Raw genomic sequence first — 16,051 nt, 5'->3', positions numbered from 1 at the left:
GTGGAACTCGCCTGGTACGCCCTGCTCGGCCTCTTCTTCGCCGCCTACCTGGTCCTCGGCGGCTACGACTACGGCGTCGGGCTGCTGCTCGCCCGGGGCGACTCCCCGGAACGCCGCCGGGCCGCCCTCACCGCCGTCGGCCCGTTCTTCCTCGGCAACGAGGTGTGGCTGGTGGCCGCGGTCGGCATCCTGTTCGGCGCGTTCCCCACCCTGGAGGGAGAACTGCTCTCCGGGTTCTACCCGGTCGTCGCCGCCGCGCTGGCCGGGGTGGTCGCGGTGACCGTCGGTGTGCAGTTGCGCAGCCGCCCGACCGACGTCCGGGCCCGGGCCGCCTGGGACCGGGTGGTGGTCGCCGGCAGCCTGCTCGCCGCGCTCGGCTGGGGCGGGCTGCTCGCCGGTCTGCTCCAGGGCGTGCCGCTGACCGCCGCCGGGCACGTGGCGGGGCTCGGGCACGTGGCCACCCCGTTCGTGGCCGCTGCCGGGGTCGCGATGGTGGCCCTGGTGGCCGTGCACGGTGCGACCTTCCTCACCCTCCGGCTCCCGGCCGCCGACGCCGCGCCGCTGGCGCGTACCGCCCGCAGGCTGGTCGCGGTGGCGCTCGCCGCAGTCGCGCTGGCCGCCGTCGCGGGCGGCCTCTCCGATCGGGTACGCGCCGCGACGCAGCGCCCGCTGTTCGCCGCACTGCTGCCGATCGTGCTGGTCACGGCGCTTCTGGTGGCGCGGGCGGCGCTCGCGCGGCGGCGGCCCGGGGTGGCCTTCGCCGCCACCTCGGCGGCGCTGGCGCTGCCGGTGGCGCTGGTCGGGGCGGCGCTCTGGCCCTACGCGCTGGTTTCCACCACCGATCCGGCGGCATCACTGACGGTGATCGGAGGGGCGGCCAGTGGGCCGACCCTGGCCCTGCTGGGCTGGCTGACGGTGCCGCTCCTGCCGGCCCTACTAGGCTTTCAGGCAATGTGCTGGTGGGTGTTCCGGGGACGGACCGACGGCAGGGCACCGGTGTACTGGTGAACCGCCGTCCCTTCGACCCGCGTCTGCTGCGCCGGGTCCCTGCGGCCCGGCGCGACCTCGCCGTGCTCGCGCTGCTCGGCGGGGCGACGGCGTTGCTGGTCGTGGGGCAGGCGACCGCGCTGGCCATGCTGCTGGCCACCGCGATCGACGGGCGGCTGGACCGGCCGGCGCTGGCCGGGTTCCTCGCCGCGGTGGCCGGGCGGGCGCTGGTCACCTGGGCGCAGGGCACCGTGGCGGCGCGGGTCGCCGCGACGGTCAAGGCCACGCTCCGGGAGGACCTTCTCGCGGCCGTCGGCCGGCACGGCCCCGGCTGGGTCGCCGGCCAGCGGGCCGGCCAGCTCGCCACCCTGGCCGGGCGCGGGCTCGACGCGTTGGACGCGTACTTCACCGGGTACCTTCCGCAGCTCGTGCTCAGCGTCACCGTGCCGGTGGCCGTGCTGGCCCGGATCGTCTTCGCCGACTGGGGCTCGGCGGTGATCATCGCACTGACGTTGCCGCTGATCCCGGTCTTCGGCGCGCTGCTCGGCTGGCAGGCGCAGGCCGCCACGGAACGCCAGTGGCGGCGGCTGTCGCTGCTCGGCGGGCACTTCCTCGACATGGTCGCCGGGCTGCCCACCCTGCGCGCGTTCGGCCGGGTACGGGGGCAGGTCGAGGTGGTACGCCGGATCGCCGACGGACACCGCGCGGCCACCATGAAGACGCTGCGGATCGCGTTCCTGTCCGCGCTGGTGCTGGAGTTGGTCGCCACGCTGTCGGTGGCGCTGGTCGCGGTGCCGGTGGGCATCCGGCTGCTCGGTGGCGGGCTGACCCTCTCCACCGCGCTGCTGGTGCTGCTGCTCACCCCGGAGGCGTACCTGCCGCTGCGGGCGGCGGGCAGCCGGTTCCACGCCAGCATGGAGGGACTGACCGCGCTGGACGAGGCGCTCACCCTCTCCGCGGTCGAGCCGGCCGCCGACCGGGCGGAGCCGTCGCCGGCCCCCGACGGGCGGGGCGAGATCCGGTTCGAGGGCGTCACCGTCGAGTACGAGCGGACGGTCGCACTGCGGGACGTCACGCTGACCATCCGGCCGGGCGAGCGGATCGCCGTCGTCGGGCCCAGCGGCGCGGGCAAGAGCACCCTGCTCAACCTGCTGCTCGGCTTCGTCGCCCCGACCCGGGGCCGGATCACCGTGGGCGGGGTCGACCTGGCCGGCGTCGACCCGGACGGCTGGCGCAGCCGGCTCGCCTGGGTGCCGCAGCGCGCCCACCTGTTCGCCGCGACGCTGGCCGACAACATCCGGCTCGGCGCGCCCGACACCGACGACGACGCGCTCGCCGCAGCGGTCACCGCCGCCGCGCTGGACGAGGTGGTCGCCGCCCTGCCCGACGGGCTCGACACGATGCTCGGCGAGCGCGGCCACGGCCTGTCCAGCGGCCAGCGGCAGCGGGTGGCGCTGGCCCGGGCGTTCCTCCGGCACGCCCCGGTGGTGCTCCTCGACGAGCCCACCGCGCGGCTCGACACCGCCAGCGAGGCCGTGGTGCTGGCCGCCACCCGCCGGCTCGTCGCCGGGCGGACCGCCCTGCTGGTGGCCCACCGGCCGGCGTTGCTCGAGGACGCCGACCGGATCCTGCGGGTCGAGGACGGCCGGGTCACCGAGCTGACCCGCGCGACGGTCGCGGAGGTGGCCCGATGAGCACCGGTCCCGCCGACGGCGCGCCCATCACACCGCCGACCCCGGGCGCGGACGCCGCTACGGCCCCGCCGCCCGACGGCCGGAGCGTCCGGGCCGCCGAGCGGACCGTGCTCCGGCTGGCCCGGCCGTACCTGGGGCGGCTGGTCGGGGCGGGGCTGCTCGCCGCCGCCACCGAGTTCGCCGGGCTGGCCCTGATGGCCACCGCCACCTGGTTGCTGATGAGCGCCGCCGGCCGGCCGCCGCTGGACCGGCTCACCGTGGCGATCGTCGCGGTCCGGGCACTGGCGATCAGTCGGGGCGTGTTCCGCTACACCGAGCGGCTGGCCGGCCACGACGCCGTGCTGCGCATGATCACCGACGTGCGGGCCCGGGTGTTCGCCACGCTGGCGGCCCGGGGTGACGCCGCCCGGGGACGCACCGGGGACGCGCTGAGCCGGCTGGTCTCCGACGTGGAGGCCGTGCAGGATCTGCTGCTGCGGGTGCTCGTGCCCGGGTCGGCCGCCGCCGCAGTCAGTGTGCTGGCCGTGGCCGGGGCCGGTCTCGTCTCGCTGCCGGCGGCCGGGGTGCTGACGTTGGGCCTGCTCGTCGCCGGGGTCGCGCTGCCGCTGGCGGCCACGGCGCTGACCCGCCGGGCCGCCGACGAGGTCGCCCCGCTGCGCGGCGCGCTCGCCACGGACGCGGTCGACCTGACCCACGGCGCGGCCGACCTGGCCGCGTTCGGCGCCACCCGGCAGGCGCTGGCCGCTGCCGGGGGGCGGGCCCGGCGGCTGGCCCGGCTGGAGCGGCGGCTCGCCGCGACCGGCTTCGCCGTGGACGCGGCCGGGGTGCTGGTCGCCGGGGCGACCGCCGCCGGGGTGGTGGTCGCCGCGCTGCGCGCCGGGGTCGGCGGGGTGCTGGTCGGGGTGCTGGCGGTCGGCTCCCTGGCCGCCGTCGAGGTGGCGCTCGCCCTGGTCGGTGCCGCCCGGCAGCGCACCCAACTCCGGGCCGGCCTGGTCCGGGTCGCCGCCCTGCTGACCGCCCCCGAGGCCGGTCCCACCCCGGCCCCCGACGAGGAAGCCCGCACCGATGAGGCCCCCGCCACGGTGACCGCCGCCGCCCCGCACGACGTGCGCCTGGACGAGGTGACCGTGCGGTACCGGGCGGGCGCGGCACCGGCGCTGGACCGGGTCACCCTGGACCTGCCGGCCGGCCGCCGGGTCGCCGTGGTCGGCCCGAGCGGCGCCGGCAAGAGCACGCTCGCGGCCGTCCTCACCGACACGGTGCGCCCCGAGGGCGGCCGGGCCACCCTGGACGGGGTGGATCTGTCGGCGTACCCGGCGCAGGAACTGCCCCGGGCGGTCGGCGGGCTGCTCGCCGAGGCGTACGTCTTCCACACCACGGTGCGGGAGAACCTGCTGCTCGGCCGGCCCGCCGCCGACACCGACGAGCTGACCGCAGCGACCCGGGCCGCCGGCCTGCTCGACTGGGTACGCGCCCAGCCCGCCGGCTGGGACACCGTGGTCGGAGAGGAGGGCGGGCAGCTCTCCGGTGGTCAGCGGCAACGCCTCGCGCTGGCCCGGGCGCTGCTCGCCGCGCCCGGGGTGCTGGTGCTCGACGAGCCGACCGAGGGCCTCGACCCGGCCGCGGCCGACGCGGTGCTCGCCTCGGCGCTGGCCGCCACCCCGGCGGGGCACTCGGTGCTTTTGATCAGCCACCGGCTCAGCGGGCTGGCCGGTCTCGACGAGATCGTGGTGCTCGACGCCGGCCGGGTGGTGCAGCGCGGCCGGCACGCCGAACTGATCGCCGTGCCGGGCTGGTACCGGGACCAGTGGCTGCTCCAGGAGGCGGCGGAACGCGGCTACCTGGCCCTGACCCCCCGCCCCTGAGCGCCGGCTCCGGGAATCTCCCCGACGCGGACGGGGCACCGCCGTGGCAGGCTCGGTCCCATGTCCCGGTGCGACGTCGTACGCGTGGAGGACCGGCTGCGCGAGCTGGACGACCGGCTGCACGGTCCGCCACGGCTCAAGGCCGACCTGCTGACCGAGGCGCGGCACGCGTTGCAGGACGCCGTCGAGGCGTACCAGGACGGGGGGCTGCCGGCGGCGGAGGCCGAGCGGCGGGCGGTGGCCGAGTTCGGCGACGCCTCCCGGCTCGTCCCGACCTACCAGGCGGAGCTGGCGGCCGGCTCGCTGCGCGGCCTGGCCCTGCGGGTGCTGGCGGTGGCCGGGGTTCTGGTCGTGGCGGGCGACCTGACCTGGAAGGGGTCGAGCTGGAGTGGTGGGTCCGTCCCGCCGGCCGGCTACCGCCTCCTGTCCGCCTCGCTGAACGGCCTGTGGATCGTCACCGCGCTGCTGGCGGTAGCCGGGCTGCTACTGGTGGCCGCCTCGGCCCGGTCGGCCCACCCGGCCCTGCCCCGGCTTGCCCGGCTGACCGGCTTCGGGCTCACCACCGCGCTCGCCTTCGGCGTGCTGAGTGGCGGGGCCCTGTACGGCTGGTCGATCGGGCTGTGGAAGGCGGCCCTCACCTGGCCCCCCATGATCGTGGGCGGGTTGGTGACCGGTGCCGGCTTCCTCTGGATCGGCCGGGCGGCCCGGTCCTGGCTGCTCGCGGCTCGCTGACGAGGAGCGCGGCGACCGGTCGAGCGGGGGCGACCGGAGTCGCGGCCGAACGGCCGGCAGGCCGAGCGGGGACGGCCGGTGTCACGGTCGCGCGGCGGTCAGGCCGGGGCGGCGGGGGTGTCGTCGAGGAACCGGCCGACGGTGACGCTGAACTCCCGCCAGCCGGCCCGCTCACCGGCCAGTGCCCGACGCCCGGAGTCGGTGAGCTCGTAGGTGCGGCGCTCCCGGCCGTTGACGGTGCTCCAGGCGCTGGCCACGTGCCCGGCCCGCTCCAACCGGCGCAGCGCGGGATAGATCGTGCCGGTCGGCAGATCGAGGCTGCCGTCGCTGCGCGCCCGGAGCGCCTCGATGATCGCGTAGCCGTGCAGCGCGCCCCGTTCCAGCACCGCGAGCAGCAGCGCGTCGAGGTGTCCGTGCAGCGCCTGGGCCTTCATAGGTAGCAACGCTACTTGTCCGCCCGCCCGACCGCCACCGGGGTGCGGGCACCGGTCCCCGTGAGCCGCCCACTAGGGTATGTGCCCAGAGTCACTCGGCGGCCGGAGACGCCGCCGGGTGGGCAACCCGAAGCACACGGAGGTCAGCGTGGCCCGCCAGTCGCCCCAACGGCCCGACGCCGACGAGCCCGAGCTCGACGAGACCGACGGCACCCTCGAAGAGGACGGCACCGTCGAAGACGTCGAGGAGGAGGTCGAGCGCCCGTCGGCGCGGGACGCCGACCGCTCGCTCTGGGACGAGGTGCGCATCGACCCGGTGGAGATCGCACTGCCCTCCGGCACCGGCTACACGCTGCGGGCGTACCGGCCGGCGCGGGAGCTGACCCCCACCGACGTCGCCGACCGCGACGCCGACGACCCGTTCCTGGCCCGCCGTCAGGCGATCGAGGTCGACGAGGACGACGACGAGGTCGTGATCCTCGACGAGGAGGTGGCAGCCGAGTTCGCCGAGGCCGAAGAGGAGGAGAAGAACGGCGGGAAGTCCCGACGCCGGGACACCGACGACTCCTCGACCAAGGCCGACGGGGACGAGGGCGCCGAGACCGACGAGGACGCCGAGGACGAGGACGAGGACGAGGCCGACGAGGAGGGCGACGAGGAGGTTCCTGTCTTCCTCAGTCACCGGGGCAAGCTGCTGCTGTTCAAGACGCCGGAGTCGCTGGTCAGCTTCGTCCGGTCCGGCGCACCCACCGACATGTCCCAGCTGGACAGCTGGAATGAACTGTCCGATCGGCTGACCCCGGCCGACATCGCGCCCCTCGACGAGGACACCTACGAGCTCGACCTGGTGGTGGAGAACCTGCGCGGCGGACACGACACCTGGGACGCTCCCCTGCTCATCGAGGCCGGCGAGGCGGCCCGGGACGTCGCGTACGCGCTGCGTCTGCCCGCTGTGCTGGACATGCTCTCCGCCGGCTCCAGCCTGGACAATCTGGACGAAGCGCTGCGGTCCACGGTCAACGGCGGGATCGGCGGCTTCCTCGGCCGGCGGCGGCTGAAGAAGATCGGGGCGCAGACGGCCAGTCTCGGTTGGCGCACCATTGTCGGCAAGATCTCTGCGATCGTGGACTGGCGCGACTGACGCGTTCCAGGGAGCATCAGTCACTGGCAGAGAAAGACCTCAGTCCCGGGAGGAGGACGACGCCGTGGCGCTCGTGCGCGTGTACTGCGGTCTGGCCTCAGCGGATCCAGCCGACCAACCGACTTCGGCCGGTTCGACGCTGATGTCTGCTGTCGTCGACGACGCAGGCCGGCTGCTCCATGTCTGCGAGATCGGCGACGACCCGGCCGGATACGCCCAGCTGGTCGCCCTGCTCGTGGAGCGGTCGGGCGGGCCGAGCGGCGCCGCGATCGCGGCCGACAGCGATGACCACACGGTCACCGCGCTGCTCAGCGCCGCCGGTCGTCCATTGGCCATCGCCGACGACGACTCGGTGGACGACTTCGCCGAACGGTTCGCCGACGACGACTCGCTGGAGGAGATGCAGTCCCCGCCGGCCGAGCGGCAGGCGGTCGGGCTGGCCCGGGCCCTCCAGGCCGGGGCGCTCTCCGCGGTCACCCTGCCGGCGCCCCGGGACCTCACCGGCTACAAGCAGGTCCTCGCTGCCCACGCCGCGCTCGCCAGCGGCAGGCACTCCGCAGCCGTGGCGCTGCGTGAGGTGCTGCGGGAGCTCTACCCGGCCGCGCTGCGGGCGTACCCGGACCCGGCCGAGCCGGTCGCGCTGGCCGTGCTCGACGCCCTGCCCGAGCCCGGCATGCTGGGCGGCACGATCGCCCGGGGCCGGGAGGTGTCGGTGGCGGCGGACGCCATCGCCGCCCACCTCGCGGCCGACGGGGTGGCCGACGCCGACGAGATCAACGACGCGGTGACCGCCCTGCAGGTCGCCATCTCCGAGACGCCACGCCGCGCGGCGGTCAGCCGGGCGCTCACCTCGGCCGTGGCCGAGACGGTCCGCCAGGCGGTCGCCTCGGTGCGGGCCTGCGACGCGGGCTGTGAGGCGCTGGTCAGCGCGCTCGGCGCCCGGGTCACCAACCCGGCCCAGGCACCCGGCCGGCGGGCCGCCGCTCGCCGGGGCGAGCCGGTCGCCGAACTGACCGGCCTCGGCGGCACCGGCACCGGGCTGCGCGCGCTGCGGCCCACCGAACCCGAGCCCGTCAGCCGCCGCAGCCGCCCCGAGCCGATTCCCGGCAGCGGAATGCCGCCCGCACCCCGGCCCCTCGGCCCGCCGCCGATCGCACCGGAGCCGATCGCCCCACGCCCGATGGCCCCGGCCGCCACCGCCACCCCGCCCGTCTCCGCACCGCCTTCGGCCGGCGAGCCGCGCCGGATGGTGGACGGCCCGACCAACCGGCCGGTGTCCGCGCCGCCGCCACCGCCGCCGGGGATGACCCCGTTCGCGCCGGCCCAGCGCGATCGCGGCTCGGTGCCGCCGGCCGAGGCCGGCGAGCCGTTCCGGCCGACGCTGACCACCGCCGCGATCCAGCACGCCCGGGCGGAGCGGCAACGCACCGTCATCCCGCCCCGGCCGAAGACCACTGGCGAGGGTGCCCGACCCGCCGGCGGGTTCAGCGCCACCGACCTGAGCGTGCCGGTCCCGACCCCGCGGCCCGGCCAGGAGGCAGCTCCCCCGGGCTCGCGGGCGAACTGGCCGCTGATCAACAACCCCGAGGACCCGTCCGACAGCGCCGCCGACAACCCGGTCGTCCGGTCCTTCGAGGACCGGGGGCCGCGACAGATCGACGGGCCGACGGAACTGGTGCCGACCGACGGTCGGGTCACCCCGCCCTGGCTCGCCGACGACCTGCCTCAGGAGCCGCCGATGCTGCGGCTGGTCGAGCCGCAGCCGCTTGCGGACCGGGCGCTGCGCGGGGGGTCGGCCCCGTCCGGCGACCCACAGTTGGAGACACCGCCGCTGCGGCTCGTCGACCGCGGGGAGTCCGTCCGCACCGACCGGCCGGCCCCGCAGCCCCACCCGGACCGGCCCGCGATGGAGCACCGTCCCGAGCGACCGGCCATGGAACACCGGCCCGAGCGGCCCGCCATGGAGCACCGGCCCGAGCGTCCCGCCATGGAACACCGCCTGGACCGACCGGCCATGGAGCACCGGCCGGCCCCGGTCCAGCCGCCGCGTGCCGCGCCGATGGAGCGGCGGACTCCGCCGATCTCCGACGAGGGCGACGGCGACCTGCTGATCTTCGCCGCCGCCAAGTCGGCCTGGTTCGTGGGCCAGGACGAAGAGGCCGAGGTCGACTGGTCGAGCACCGCGGACACCGGATGGCAGGCCGCCGAGCAGGCCGCCCGCCCGGCCGTGGGCGTCGAGACGAAGGCCGGGCTGCCGAAGCGGGTGCCGCAGGCCAACCTGGTCCCGGGCTCACCGCTGCGCGAGGAGCGTCCGCTACGGATCGTCCGCGATGCGGCCAGCCTGGCCGAGAACACCACCGGCTACTTCCGGGGCTGGCGTCGCGGGCAGGAGATCGGCGGCTTCGCGGTCGGCGGGCGTCCGGGACGGGAGGCGGCCGGCGGCTGGGACTTCACCCGGGACACCGGGGACCGCGACGACGACCGGGAGTACGAGTACCGGTCCGCCGGATACCGGTCCTGAGACCCGCACGCCCGATCCGGGCGGCCCGACGCGCCGGTGCGACGCCGGCCCCCTGACCCGCCACGCCCCGTGGCGGGTCAGTCGGCACGCCGGACGGCAGCGACCCGGGAAGGACCCCGCCAGCACCGCCGTCGACCCCCCCGAAAACCGCCTCCCACCTGCGTGTTCATGCCCACACCCGGAGAAGTTGACGCCGGGTCGCGGCGGCCGGGAACATACCGGACGGTAACGGCCGGCGGCAGGTATCGCCGGGTGGGGAAGGCGACTGGAACATGGCGACACCGGCGATCGACCCGGCCACACCCAACCGGCGGGGGGTGCTCGCGGCTGCGGCGGGCGTCCTGTTGCTGGCCGGCTGCGGGCGGACCGGGGCCCAGGACGGTCCCACCAGTGGCGCCGACCGGACCGACGGTAGGGAACTCGTGCTCGGCGTCAGCCTGGAGCTGACCGGTGCCGGCGCGGTGCTCGGGGTGCTTCAGGAGCGGGCCCTGCGGATCAGTCTGGACTCGCTCAACGCCGACGGTGTGCCCGTCGGCAACCTGCGCCGGACCGTCCGGCTGGAGGTACGCGACAACGCCAGCGACCCGAACCTGGCCGCCCGGCACGCCACCGAGCTGATCCAGCGGGACGGGGCGCACGCCCTGCTCGGCGGGACCGTCACCGAGACCTCCGCCGCCATCGTCGGCGTCGCCCAGCGGCTCCGGACCCCGTACGTCTCGCTGGCGTACGGGGACGGGATCGTGCTGCCGCTGGCCCAGCGGACGTACGTCTACAAGCTGACCCCGGACGCCTCCGACGTGGCCCGCCGGCTGGCCCGCCTCATCGCCTCGCAGGGGCGGAAACGGGTCGTGGTGCTGTCGGCGGACGGGTTGCACGGCAACTCGGGCGTACGGGCGATGTCAGCGGCCCTGCGGGCCGTCGAGCTGCGGCCCGTCGAGGTCGTCCGGCTGCCCCGGGCCGGCGAGAGCTTCCTGCGGGCCGCGCAGCGGGTGGTGGCGGCGGAGCCGGACGCCGTGGTGGTCTGGGGCACGGCCCCCGACACCGGCGGGGCGGTCCTGGCGCTGCGCCGGGCCGGCCACCGTGGGCCGCTCTACCTGGACGCGGGCGGCGTCGCCGAGGACACCCTGGCCGACGCCAACGTGGCCGCCCTGGAGGGCGCGTACGCGGTGCACCCGATCTGCCTGGGCGGGTCCACTCTCACCAACACCACCACGGCGGCGCTGGCCCGGCGGGACTTCGTGTACCGCTACATCCAGCGACACGGCGGTTTCAGCGGCTTCGCCCCGTACGCCTCGGACGCGCTGCAACTGATCGCCAACGCGGCCCGGTCGGCGGCCAGCGTGGACCGGGGTCGGCTGCGGGCGTACCTGCAGAACCAGGTCACCGAGGGCATCGCCGGGGCGTACGCGTTCGCGCCGATCCGGCACGGCGGCATGGACCGCAACTCCCTCGGCATCTACCGGGTCGACCACGGCGGCTGGGTCCGGGTGTCCTGACCCGATCCGCAAGTCGCCCGGGCAGCCGGCCCCACCCCGCTGGCCCGCCGAGAGGCGGTCCGGATCGGCCGGCGAGCGGGCGGGGGTCTCGGACAGCCTGCGGGGCAGGCTGCGGGCCTGGCCTGCGGGCGCTCTCGGACAGCAGATAGCGCCCGGTGACCCGGCGGCGTGCCGGTCACCGGGCGCTACCTGGGGCCAATCTCAGGCCGGCGTGACGGCGCGCGTGCGGCGCATCGTCAACACGTACTCGACCAGCGAGATCAGCACGTGCTTCGTCGACTCCCGGTTCCGGGCGTCGCAGGCCACCACCGGCACCTCCCGAGAGATCGCCAGCGCGTCCCGGACGTCCTGCGGGTTGTGGTACTGCATCCCGTCGAAGCAGTTGATGGCCACCAGGTACGGCAGCCGCCGGTGCTCGAAGAAGTCGATGGCCGCGAAGCAGTCGGCCAGTCGTCGGGTATCGACCAGCACCACCGCGCCGATGGCGCCCCGGACCAGTTCGTCCCACATGAACCAGAACCGGGTCTGGCCGGGTGTGCCGAACAGGTACAGGATCAGGTCCCGGTCGATTGAGATACGACCGAAGTCCATCGCCACCGTGGTCGTCGTCTTGCCCGGCACCTGCCGGGTGTCGTCGACGCCCACGCCGGCCGAGGTCATGATGGCCTCGGTGGTCAGCGGAGTGATCTCCGAGACCGAGCCGACCAGCGTCGTCTTGCCGACGCCGAACCCACCGGCGATAACGATCTTCGCCGACGTCACCCGGCCGCTCGGCGCGGGCGGGCGGTGCGACATGTCAGAGCCTGCGAAGTCCACTCAGCACCCTCTCCAGCAGTTCAGTGCCCACCGAGTCGTCGGAGTCGCCCAAAATGGTCGGCTCGTGGACCGCGACCAGGCCGTCCGTCGCCATGTCGGCGATGAGCACCCTAGCCACGCCGAGCGGAAGCTGCAGCCGCGCCGCGATCTCGGCGAGCGACTGTACACGTCCGTCACACAGCGCGGCGATGTACTGGTGTTCACGACCCTGGCTGCCATTGCTGCTGGCAGCCGTACGGCCGCGCACCGTCGTCTCGACGAGCGCTTCCAGGGCGATGTCCAGCCGGGGGCGGGTACGACCGCGGGTCACGGCGTACGGACGGACCAACGCTCCGGTCGGCTCGTCACGATCGACCATCTCGCCGCTCACCTCCCTTCGTCCCTGACACCGGCTGGTCCCTAAACGGAACCCCTCGTCGTTGTCCTTGCCACCCGCCTGACCGACCGGTCAGCGCGTAGCTCAGCCCATCATTCCCACAGCCGCACGCGGCTGCGGGGTCAACGCGTCGCCCACCCGGTCGACCAGGAGGGCCATCTCGTAGCCGACCTGCCCGACGTCGCAGCTGCGAGCTGCGAGCACGGCGAAGGACGAACCGTCCGAGATGGACATCAGGAACAGGAAGCCGTTGTCCATCTCGACCACTGTCTGCAACACCGCGCCGCCCTCGAAGCAACGGGCCGCTCCCTGGGTCAGGCTGACCAAACCGGACGCGATCGCGGCCAACTGGTCGGCCCGGTCACGCGGAAGGTCTCGTGACGACGCGAGGAGCAGGCCGTCCGCGGAGACGGCGACCGCATGCGCGACACCGGGCACCCGGTCGGCGAAGTTGGCCAGCAGCCAACCGAGATCCTGCGTAGTTGTCATCGTTGTTGCTCCTTCTGCCCGCTCCCGGCCACCGGGCCTGAGCCAGACTGCGAGGATTGCTGCCCTCCCGGAGTCACGTCCGGGCTGGTCGAGTTACCGTCGGGCTCGGTACGCCCGCGCTGGACGCCTCGATGGTAGGCGGAGAGTAGGCCACGGACCCCCTCCGGCGTACGGCGCTGGGCGGAGACGGCTGGCTTCTCCACCGCGCCCGGCACCAACTGGGCCATCGGCACCCGCTTGGGCAGGCCCTGGCGGGTGGTCTCCGCGACCGGAACCTCGGTGGCCGCCGAGGCGGCCCGCCAGCCGTCGTCGGCCGAGGTCTGCCAGGCGCTGCCCGGCCGGCGGCCCGTCGACGGGTCGACGGCGGGACCGCGTTGGGTGCCACCGCTGGTCGTCAGCCCGTTGTCGCGGGACATTCCTGCGGCCATCGGGATGTCTGCCATCGGTGCGTTACCTGTCGTCCGGGGTCCTGATGTCTGAACGGCCCGGTCGGCGACGTCGACCGCGGAGAACTGCTGGGTCACGGCGCTGTTGGCCCGGTCCGTGGCTCCGTTGGCCTGCGCCGGCTGGGCGGCGCCCTCCTCGGAGCCCGCCCGGCGGGTGCGGAACCACGCCGACTCCAGCTCCCGGAAGATCGGCAGCTCCATCGTCTCGTCGGCGTACCGCTGCTGGTTCTGGGCCTGCGGCTGCCCTGGCCGGCCCGGGGCCGGCTGGGCGACCGGGGCGTACGGCCCTGGCGGCACGTCGGTGCGCGGCACCCGCGGCAGTTCCGTGGTCATGTCCAGGGCGGCGGCGAGGCGCTCGGGCACCGGCGGGGTGGCCGGCTCCCGCGCCGGCGGGGCCACCGGCGGCCAGGCCGGCGGAGCAGCCGGCCCCTGAGCCGGCGGCGTCGGCCGGCTCGGCAGCGGCGGCGCGGAGAACGGCTGACCGGAGACGGGCGCTGCGGAGTACGGCTGGCCGGAAACCGGCTGGCCTGGGAACGGGGCAGCCGAGATCGGCTGGCCGGAGACCGGCGCGCCCGAGACCGGAGGGGCGGAGACCGGCGGCGGGGTCCAACCCCGGGCCTCCGGGCTGCTCGGCAGTTGCCGAGGTATCACCGGCTGCTGAACCGTGCTGTCCGGGTCGGCGTCGCCGGGCGCACGCCGTTGCGGCAGCGGGTCGATCGGCTGCCCGTTCGAGGTGCGCGGGCCCCGGGTGTCACCGCCGCTGACCCCGCTGGCCCCCGTCAGGTCGGACCAGGCCGGCATGGACCGGGCGGAACCGCCGGCCGGGGCGGGCGTGCCCTGGCCGTTGCGCGAGGCCGGGTCGAACGTCCGGCCGCCCAGGGTGACCTGGTTGCCGGAGTGCCCCGGCCGCTGCGTGGGCGCGGAAGCCGACGGGCCGCCGCCGAAGGCGGCGAAGGCACCCAGGGCCGGGGGCGCCCCGGCCGACTGCGGGCCGGGGGGCAGCGCGGACGGCTGCGGGCCGGCGGCCGACAGCGCGGACGGCTGCTGGACCCGGCCGGAGAGCGCGCGGGGCACCAGGACCGAGGTGGGCAGGGTGACGTCGGCGACGGTGCCTCGGTCGGCGCCGGGCCGCAGCTCGACCTTGACCCTGTGTCGGGACGCCAGTCGGGCGACCACGACCAGACCCATCATCCGGGAGACGGCCACGTCCACCTGCGGCGGCGTGGCCAGCCGTTCGTTCAACTCGCTGAGCTGGTCGCCGCTGATGCCGATGCCCCGGTCCTCGACGTAGAGGGAGGCGCGGTCGCCGACGCGGCGGGCCTCCACCATCACCTGCGAGTCCGGCGGGGAGAAGGCGGTCGCATTGTCGAACAGCTCGGCGACCAGGTGGACCAGGTCGTTGACGGCGTGCGCGGCGACCTCGATGTCCCGGTCGATCACCCCGAACTCGATCCGGGTGTAGTGCTCGACCTCGGACTGGGCGGCCCGGAGCACGTCGATCAGCGCCGCAGGCTCGCGCTGCACGCGGGTGGAGTCGGCACCGGCGAGCACCAGCAGGTTCTCGTCGTTACGGCGCATCCGGGTGGCCAGGTGGTCGAGCTGGAACAGCTCGGCCAGCCGGTCCGGGTCCTCCTCGCCGCGCTCCAGCCGGTCGAGGTGGCCGATCAGCCGGTCGACCAGGATCTGCGAGCGGCGGGCCAGGTTGACGAACATGGTCGCGACGGACGCGCGCAGCGCGGCCTGCTCGGCCGCGGTCCGGACGGCTTCCAGGTGGACCGCGTTGAACGCCTCGGTCACCTGACCGAACTCGTCCTTGCTGCGGACCGGCAGCGGCTCGGCGATCTGGTTGGCCAACTGGACCGGGGAGAGATGGCTGGAGAGCTGCGGGTCGCGCAGGCGGGCGACCGCCTGGGGCAGCCCGTGCTGGGCGATCTTGTGTGCGCCCTCCCGCAGGTCGCGCAGTGAGCGGGCCATCGACCGGGCGACGAGGTAGGCGAAGAGGATGGCCAGCAGCAGCATGCTGAGCAGCAGACCGGTCTGGAGGAACACCGTGCGCTGTACGTCCGCGCGCAACCCGTCGGCCTGCCGGACCACGTCGCCGTCCAGCTTCGCCTCGACGGTGCGGATCAGCTCGGCGTTGGCCACCATGGCCGCGTCCCACTGGTCCGCCGCGAACGGCGCCTCGCTCATGCTGCCGTTGATGTTGCCGTCGATCCAGCCGGTGTAGTTCTGCGCCTCGCGCCGGTCACCGCCGGATACGGTCTGGTCGTGCAGGTCCGCCTCGGCGGAGTTGGCGACCGCCTTGAAGCTCTGCAGCGCCTGCTGCTGGCCGGTGCCGCTGGCGATGTAGTCGGTGCGCAGCACCGGGGTCAACTCGCGCTGGATCAGCGCGCGGTGCACCACGACCCGGCGGACCGAGAGGTATTCCTTCTCGCGGGCCACGGCGGCCGAGGCCCGCATCCGGTCGCTCAGGTCGTTGTCGCCGGCGAGCTGGGTGGCGGAGTCGCGGACGGCGAGCAGGTCGTTGATCAGACCCTCGTACGCCTGCATCGCGTCGATGATCTTCAGCTTGCCGTTGAACACCTGGCTGCGGGTGCCGGGCAGGTCTTTCAGGTTCTGGTCGATCCCGTCGAGGAGGCCGTCCAGGCTGGCCGGCAGATCCTCGATCTTGTTCCGCTGTTGCAGGTAGGGCCTCGTGTCCTGGTCCACCCGGCCGTTGACCCGGTTGTACGACTCCTGGTACCGGGCCCTGGACTGCTCGCCGTCGGCCCCGAGCAGCAGCACCGCCGAGGTGCGCTCGTTCTGGAGGCTGTTGACCAGCTCGCCTGAGTAGCCGACGAGGTTGGCCAGGTCGCCGGAGCGGTTGGCGTTGTTGAGGGTGCCCAGGTTGTCGACGAGGCCGCTGGTACCGACGACCACCGTCGCGATGGTCGGCACGATCATGATGAGACCGAGCTTTGACCAGATCGGCATGTCGCGGAGTCGGCCGGCCGGCCGACGCAGTCGCGACAGGAAGGAGCCCGCCGTCTTCGGCCGTTTGCTCACGTCACCGCC

General features: G+C 75.0%; 12 protein-coding genes. 7 read left to right on the top strand and 5 right to left on the bottom strand.

The window, feature by feature from the left end; genetic code table 11:
- From ACFYZF_RS13730 to ACFYZF_RS13715, 4 genes are read left to right on the top strand one after another with little or no spacing between them, the layout of a single operon-like run.
- Window positions 1-1,008: a cytochrome d ubiquinol oxidase subunit II gene (locus ACFYZF_RS13730; protein WP_387019657.1), complete on the top strand. Its 1,008-nt coding sequence runs from the start codon at window positions 1-3 to the stop codon at window positions 1,006-1,008.
- Entirely contained in the window at window positions 1,005-2,681 is a 1,677-nt protein-coding gene (gene cydD, locus ACFYZF_RS13725; RefSeq protein WP_387019654.1) for a thiol reductant ABC exporter subunit CydD, read from the top strand. Before ACFYZF_RS13730 ends, cydD begins: the two co-directional genes overlap by 4 nt.
- Complete coding sequence (gene cydC, locus ACFYZF_RS13720) at window positions 2,678-4,546, top strand: thiol reductant ABC exporter subunit CydC (protein ID WP_387019651.1); 1,869 nt, start codon at window positions 2,678-2,680, stop codon at window positions 4,544-4,546. Before cydD ends, cydC begins: the two co-directional genes overlap by 4 nt.
- 60 nt (window positions 4,547-4,606) lie before the next feature.
- Window positions 4,607-5,278, top strand: coding sequence for a permease prefix domain 1-containing protein (locus ACFYZF_RS13715; RefSeq protein ID WP_387019649.1), 672 nt, complete (start codon window positions 4,607-4,609; stop codon window positions 5,276-5,278).
- 98 nt (window positions 5,279-5,376) lie between these two features.
- On the opposite strand, the gene ACFYZF_RS13710 is transcribed toward ACFYZF_RS13715, so the two are convergent.
- On the bottom strand, window positions 5,377-5,712 hold the full coding sequence (locus tag ACFYZF_RS13710; RefSeq protein WP_387019646.1) for a PadR family transcriptional regulator: 336 nt from the start codon (window positions 5,710-5,712) through the stop codon (window positions 5,377-5,379).
- Between the two features lie 118 nt (window positions 5,713-5,830).
- Between ACFYZF_RS13710 and ACFYZF_RS13705 the strand changes: the two genes are divergently transcribed.
- From ACFYZF_RS13705 to ACFYZF_RS13695, 3 genes are all read left to right on the top strand, one after another.
- Entirely contained in the window at window positions 5,831-6,853 is a 1,023-nt protein-coding gene (locus ACFYZF_RS13705; RefSeq protein WP_387019643.1) for a DNA primase, read from the top strand.
- A 64-nt stretch (window positions 6,854-6,917) separates the two neighbouring features.
- A complete protein-coding gene (locus ACFYZF_RS13700) occupies window positions 6,918-9,374 on the top strand; it encodes a transposase (RefSeq protein ID WP_387019641.1) in 2,457 nt (818 codons plus the stop codon).
- Window positions 9,375-9,646: 272 nt separating this feature from the next.
- A complete protein-coding gene (locus tag ACFYZF_RS13695) occupies window positions 9,647-10,870 on the top strand; it encodes an ABC transporter substrate-binding protein (protein ID WP_387019638.1) in 1,224 nt (407 codons plus the stop codon).
- A 201-nt stretch (window positions 10,871-11,071) separates the two neighbouring features.
- Here ACFYZF_RS13695 and ACFYZF_RS13690 read toward each other — a convergent pair whose 3' ends face one another.
- The 4 genes from ACFYZF_RS13690 to ACFYZF_RS13675 all read right to left on the bottom strand — a co-directional run bounded on the left by ACFYZF_RS13690 (window position 11,072) and on the right by ACFYZF_RS13675 (window position 16,042).
- Window positions 11,072-11,665 (bottom strand): ATP/GTP-binding protein, encoded by a 594-nt coding sequence (locus tag ACFYZF_RS13690; RefSeq protein ID WP_387019635.1) that lies wholly within the window; start codon window positions 11,663-11,665, stop codon window positions 11,072-11,074.
- A 1-nt stretch (window position 11,666) separates the two neighbouring features.
- Window positions 11,667-12,044, bottom strand: a complete 378-nt coding sequence (locus ACFYZF_RS13685) for a DUF742 domain-containing protein (protein ID WP_387020390.1) — start codon at window positions 12,042-12,044, stop codon at window positions 11,667-11,669.
- A gap of 102 nt (window positions 12,045-12,146) precedes the next feature.
- Complete coding sequence (locus ACFYZF_RS13680; RefSeq protein ID WP_117671056.1) at window positions 12,147-12,551, bottom strand: roadblock/LC7 domain-containing protein; 405 nt, start codon at window positions 12,549-12,551, stop codon at window positions 12,147-12,149.
- A complete protein-coding gene (locus ACFYZF_RS13675) occupies window positions 12,548-16,042 on the bottom strand; it encodes a nitrate- and nitrite sensing domain-containing protein (RefSeq protein WP_387019633.1) in 3,495 nt (1,164 codons plus the stop codon). The genes ACFYZF_RS13680 and ACFYZF_RS13675 overlap by 4 nt, the downstream gene beginning before the upstream one ends.
- Window positions 16,043-16,051 lie beyond the last annotated feature (9 nt).

Source organism: Micromonospora sp. NPDC001898, from assembly GCF_042891255.1.
GTDB lineage: Bacteria > Actinomycetota > Actinomycetes > Mycobacteriales > Micromonosporaceae > Micromonospora.
The sequence above is the reverse complement of the archived record's forward strand: the minus strand, read 5'-3'. Positions and strand labels throughout refer to the sequence as shown.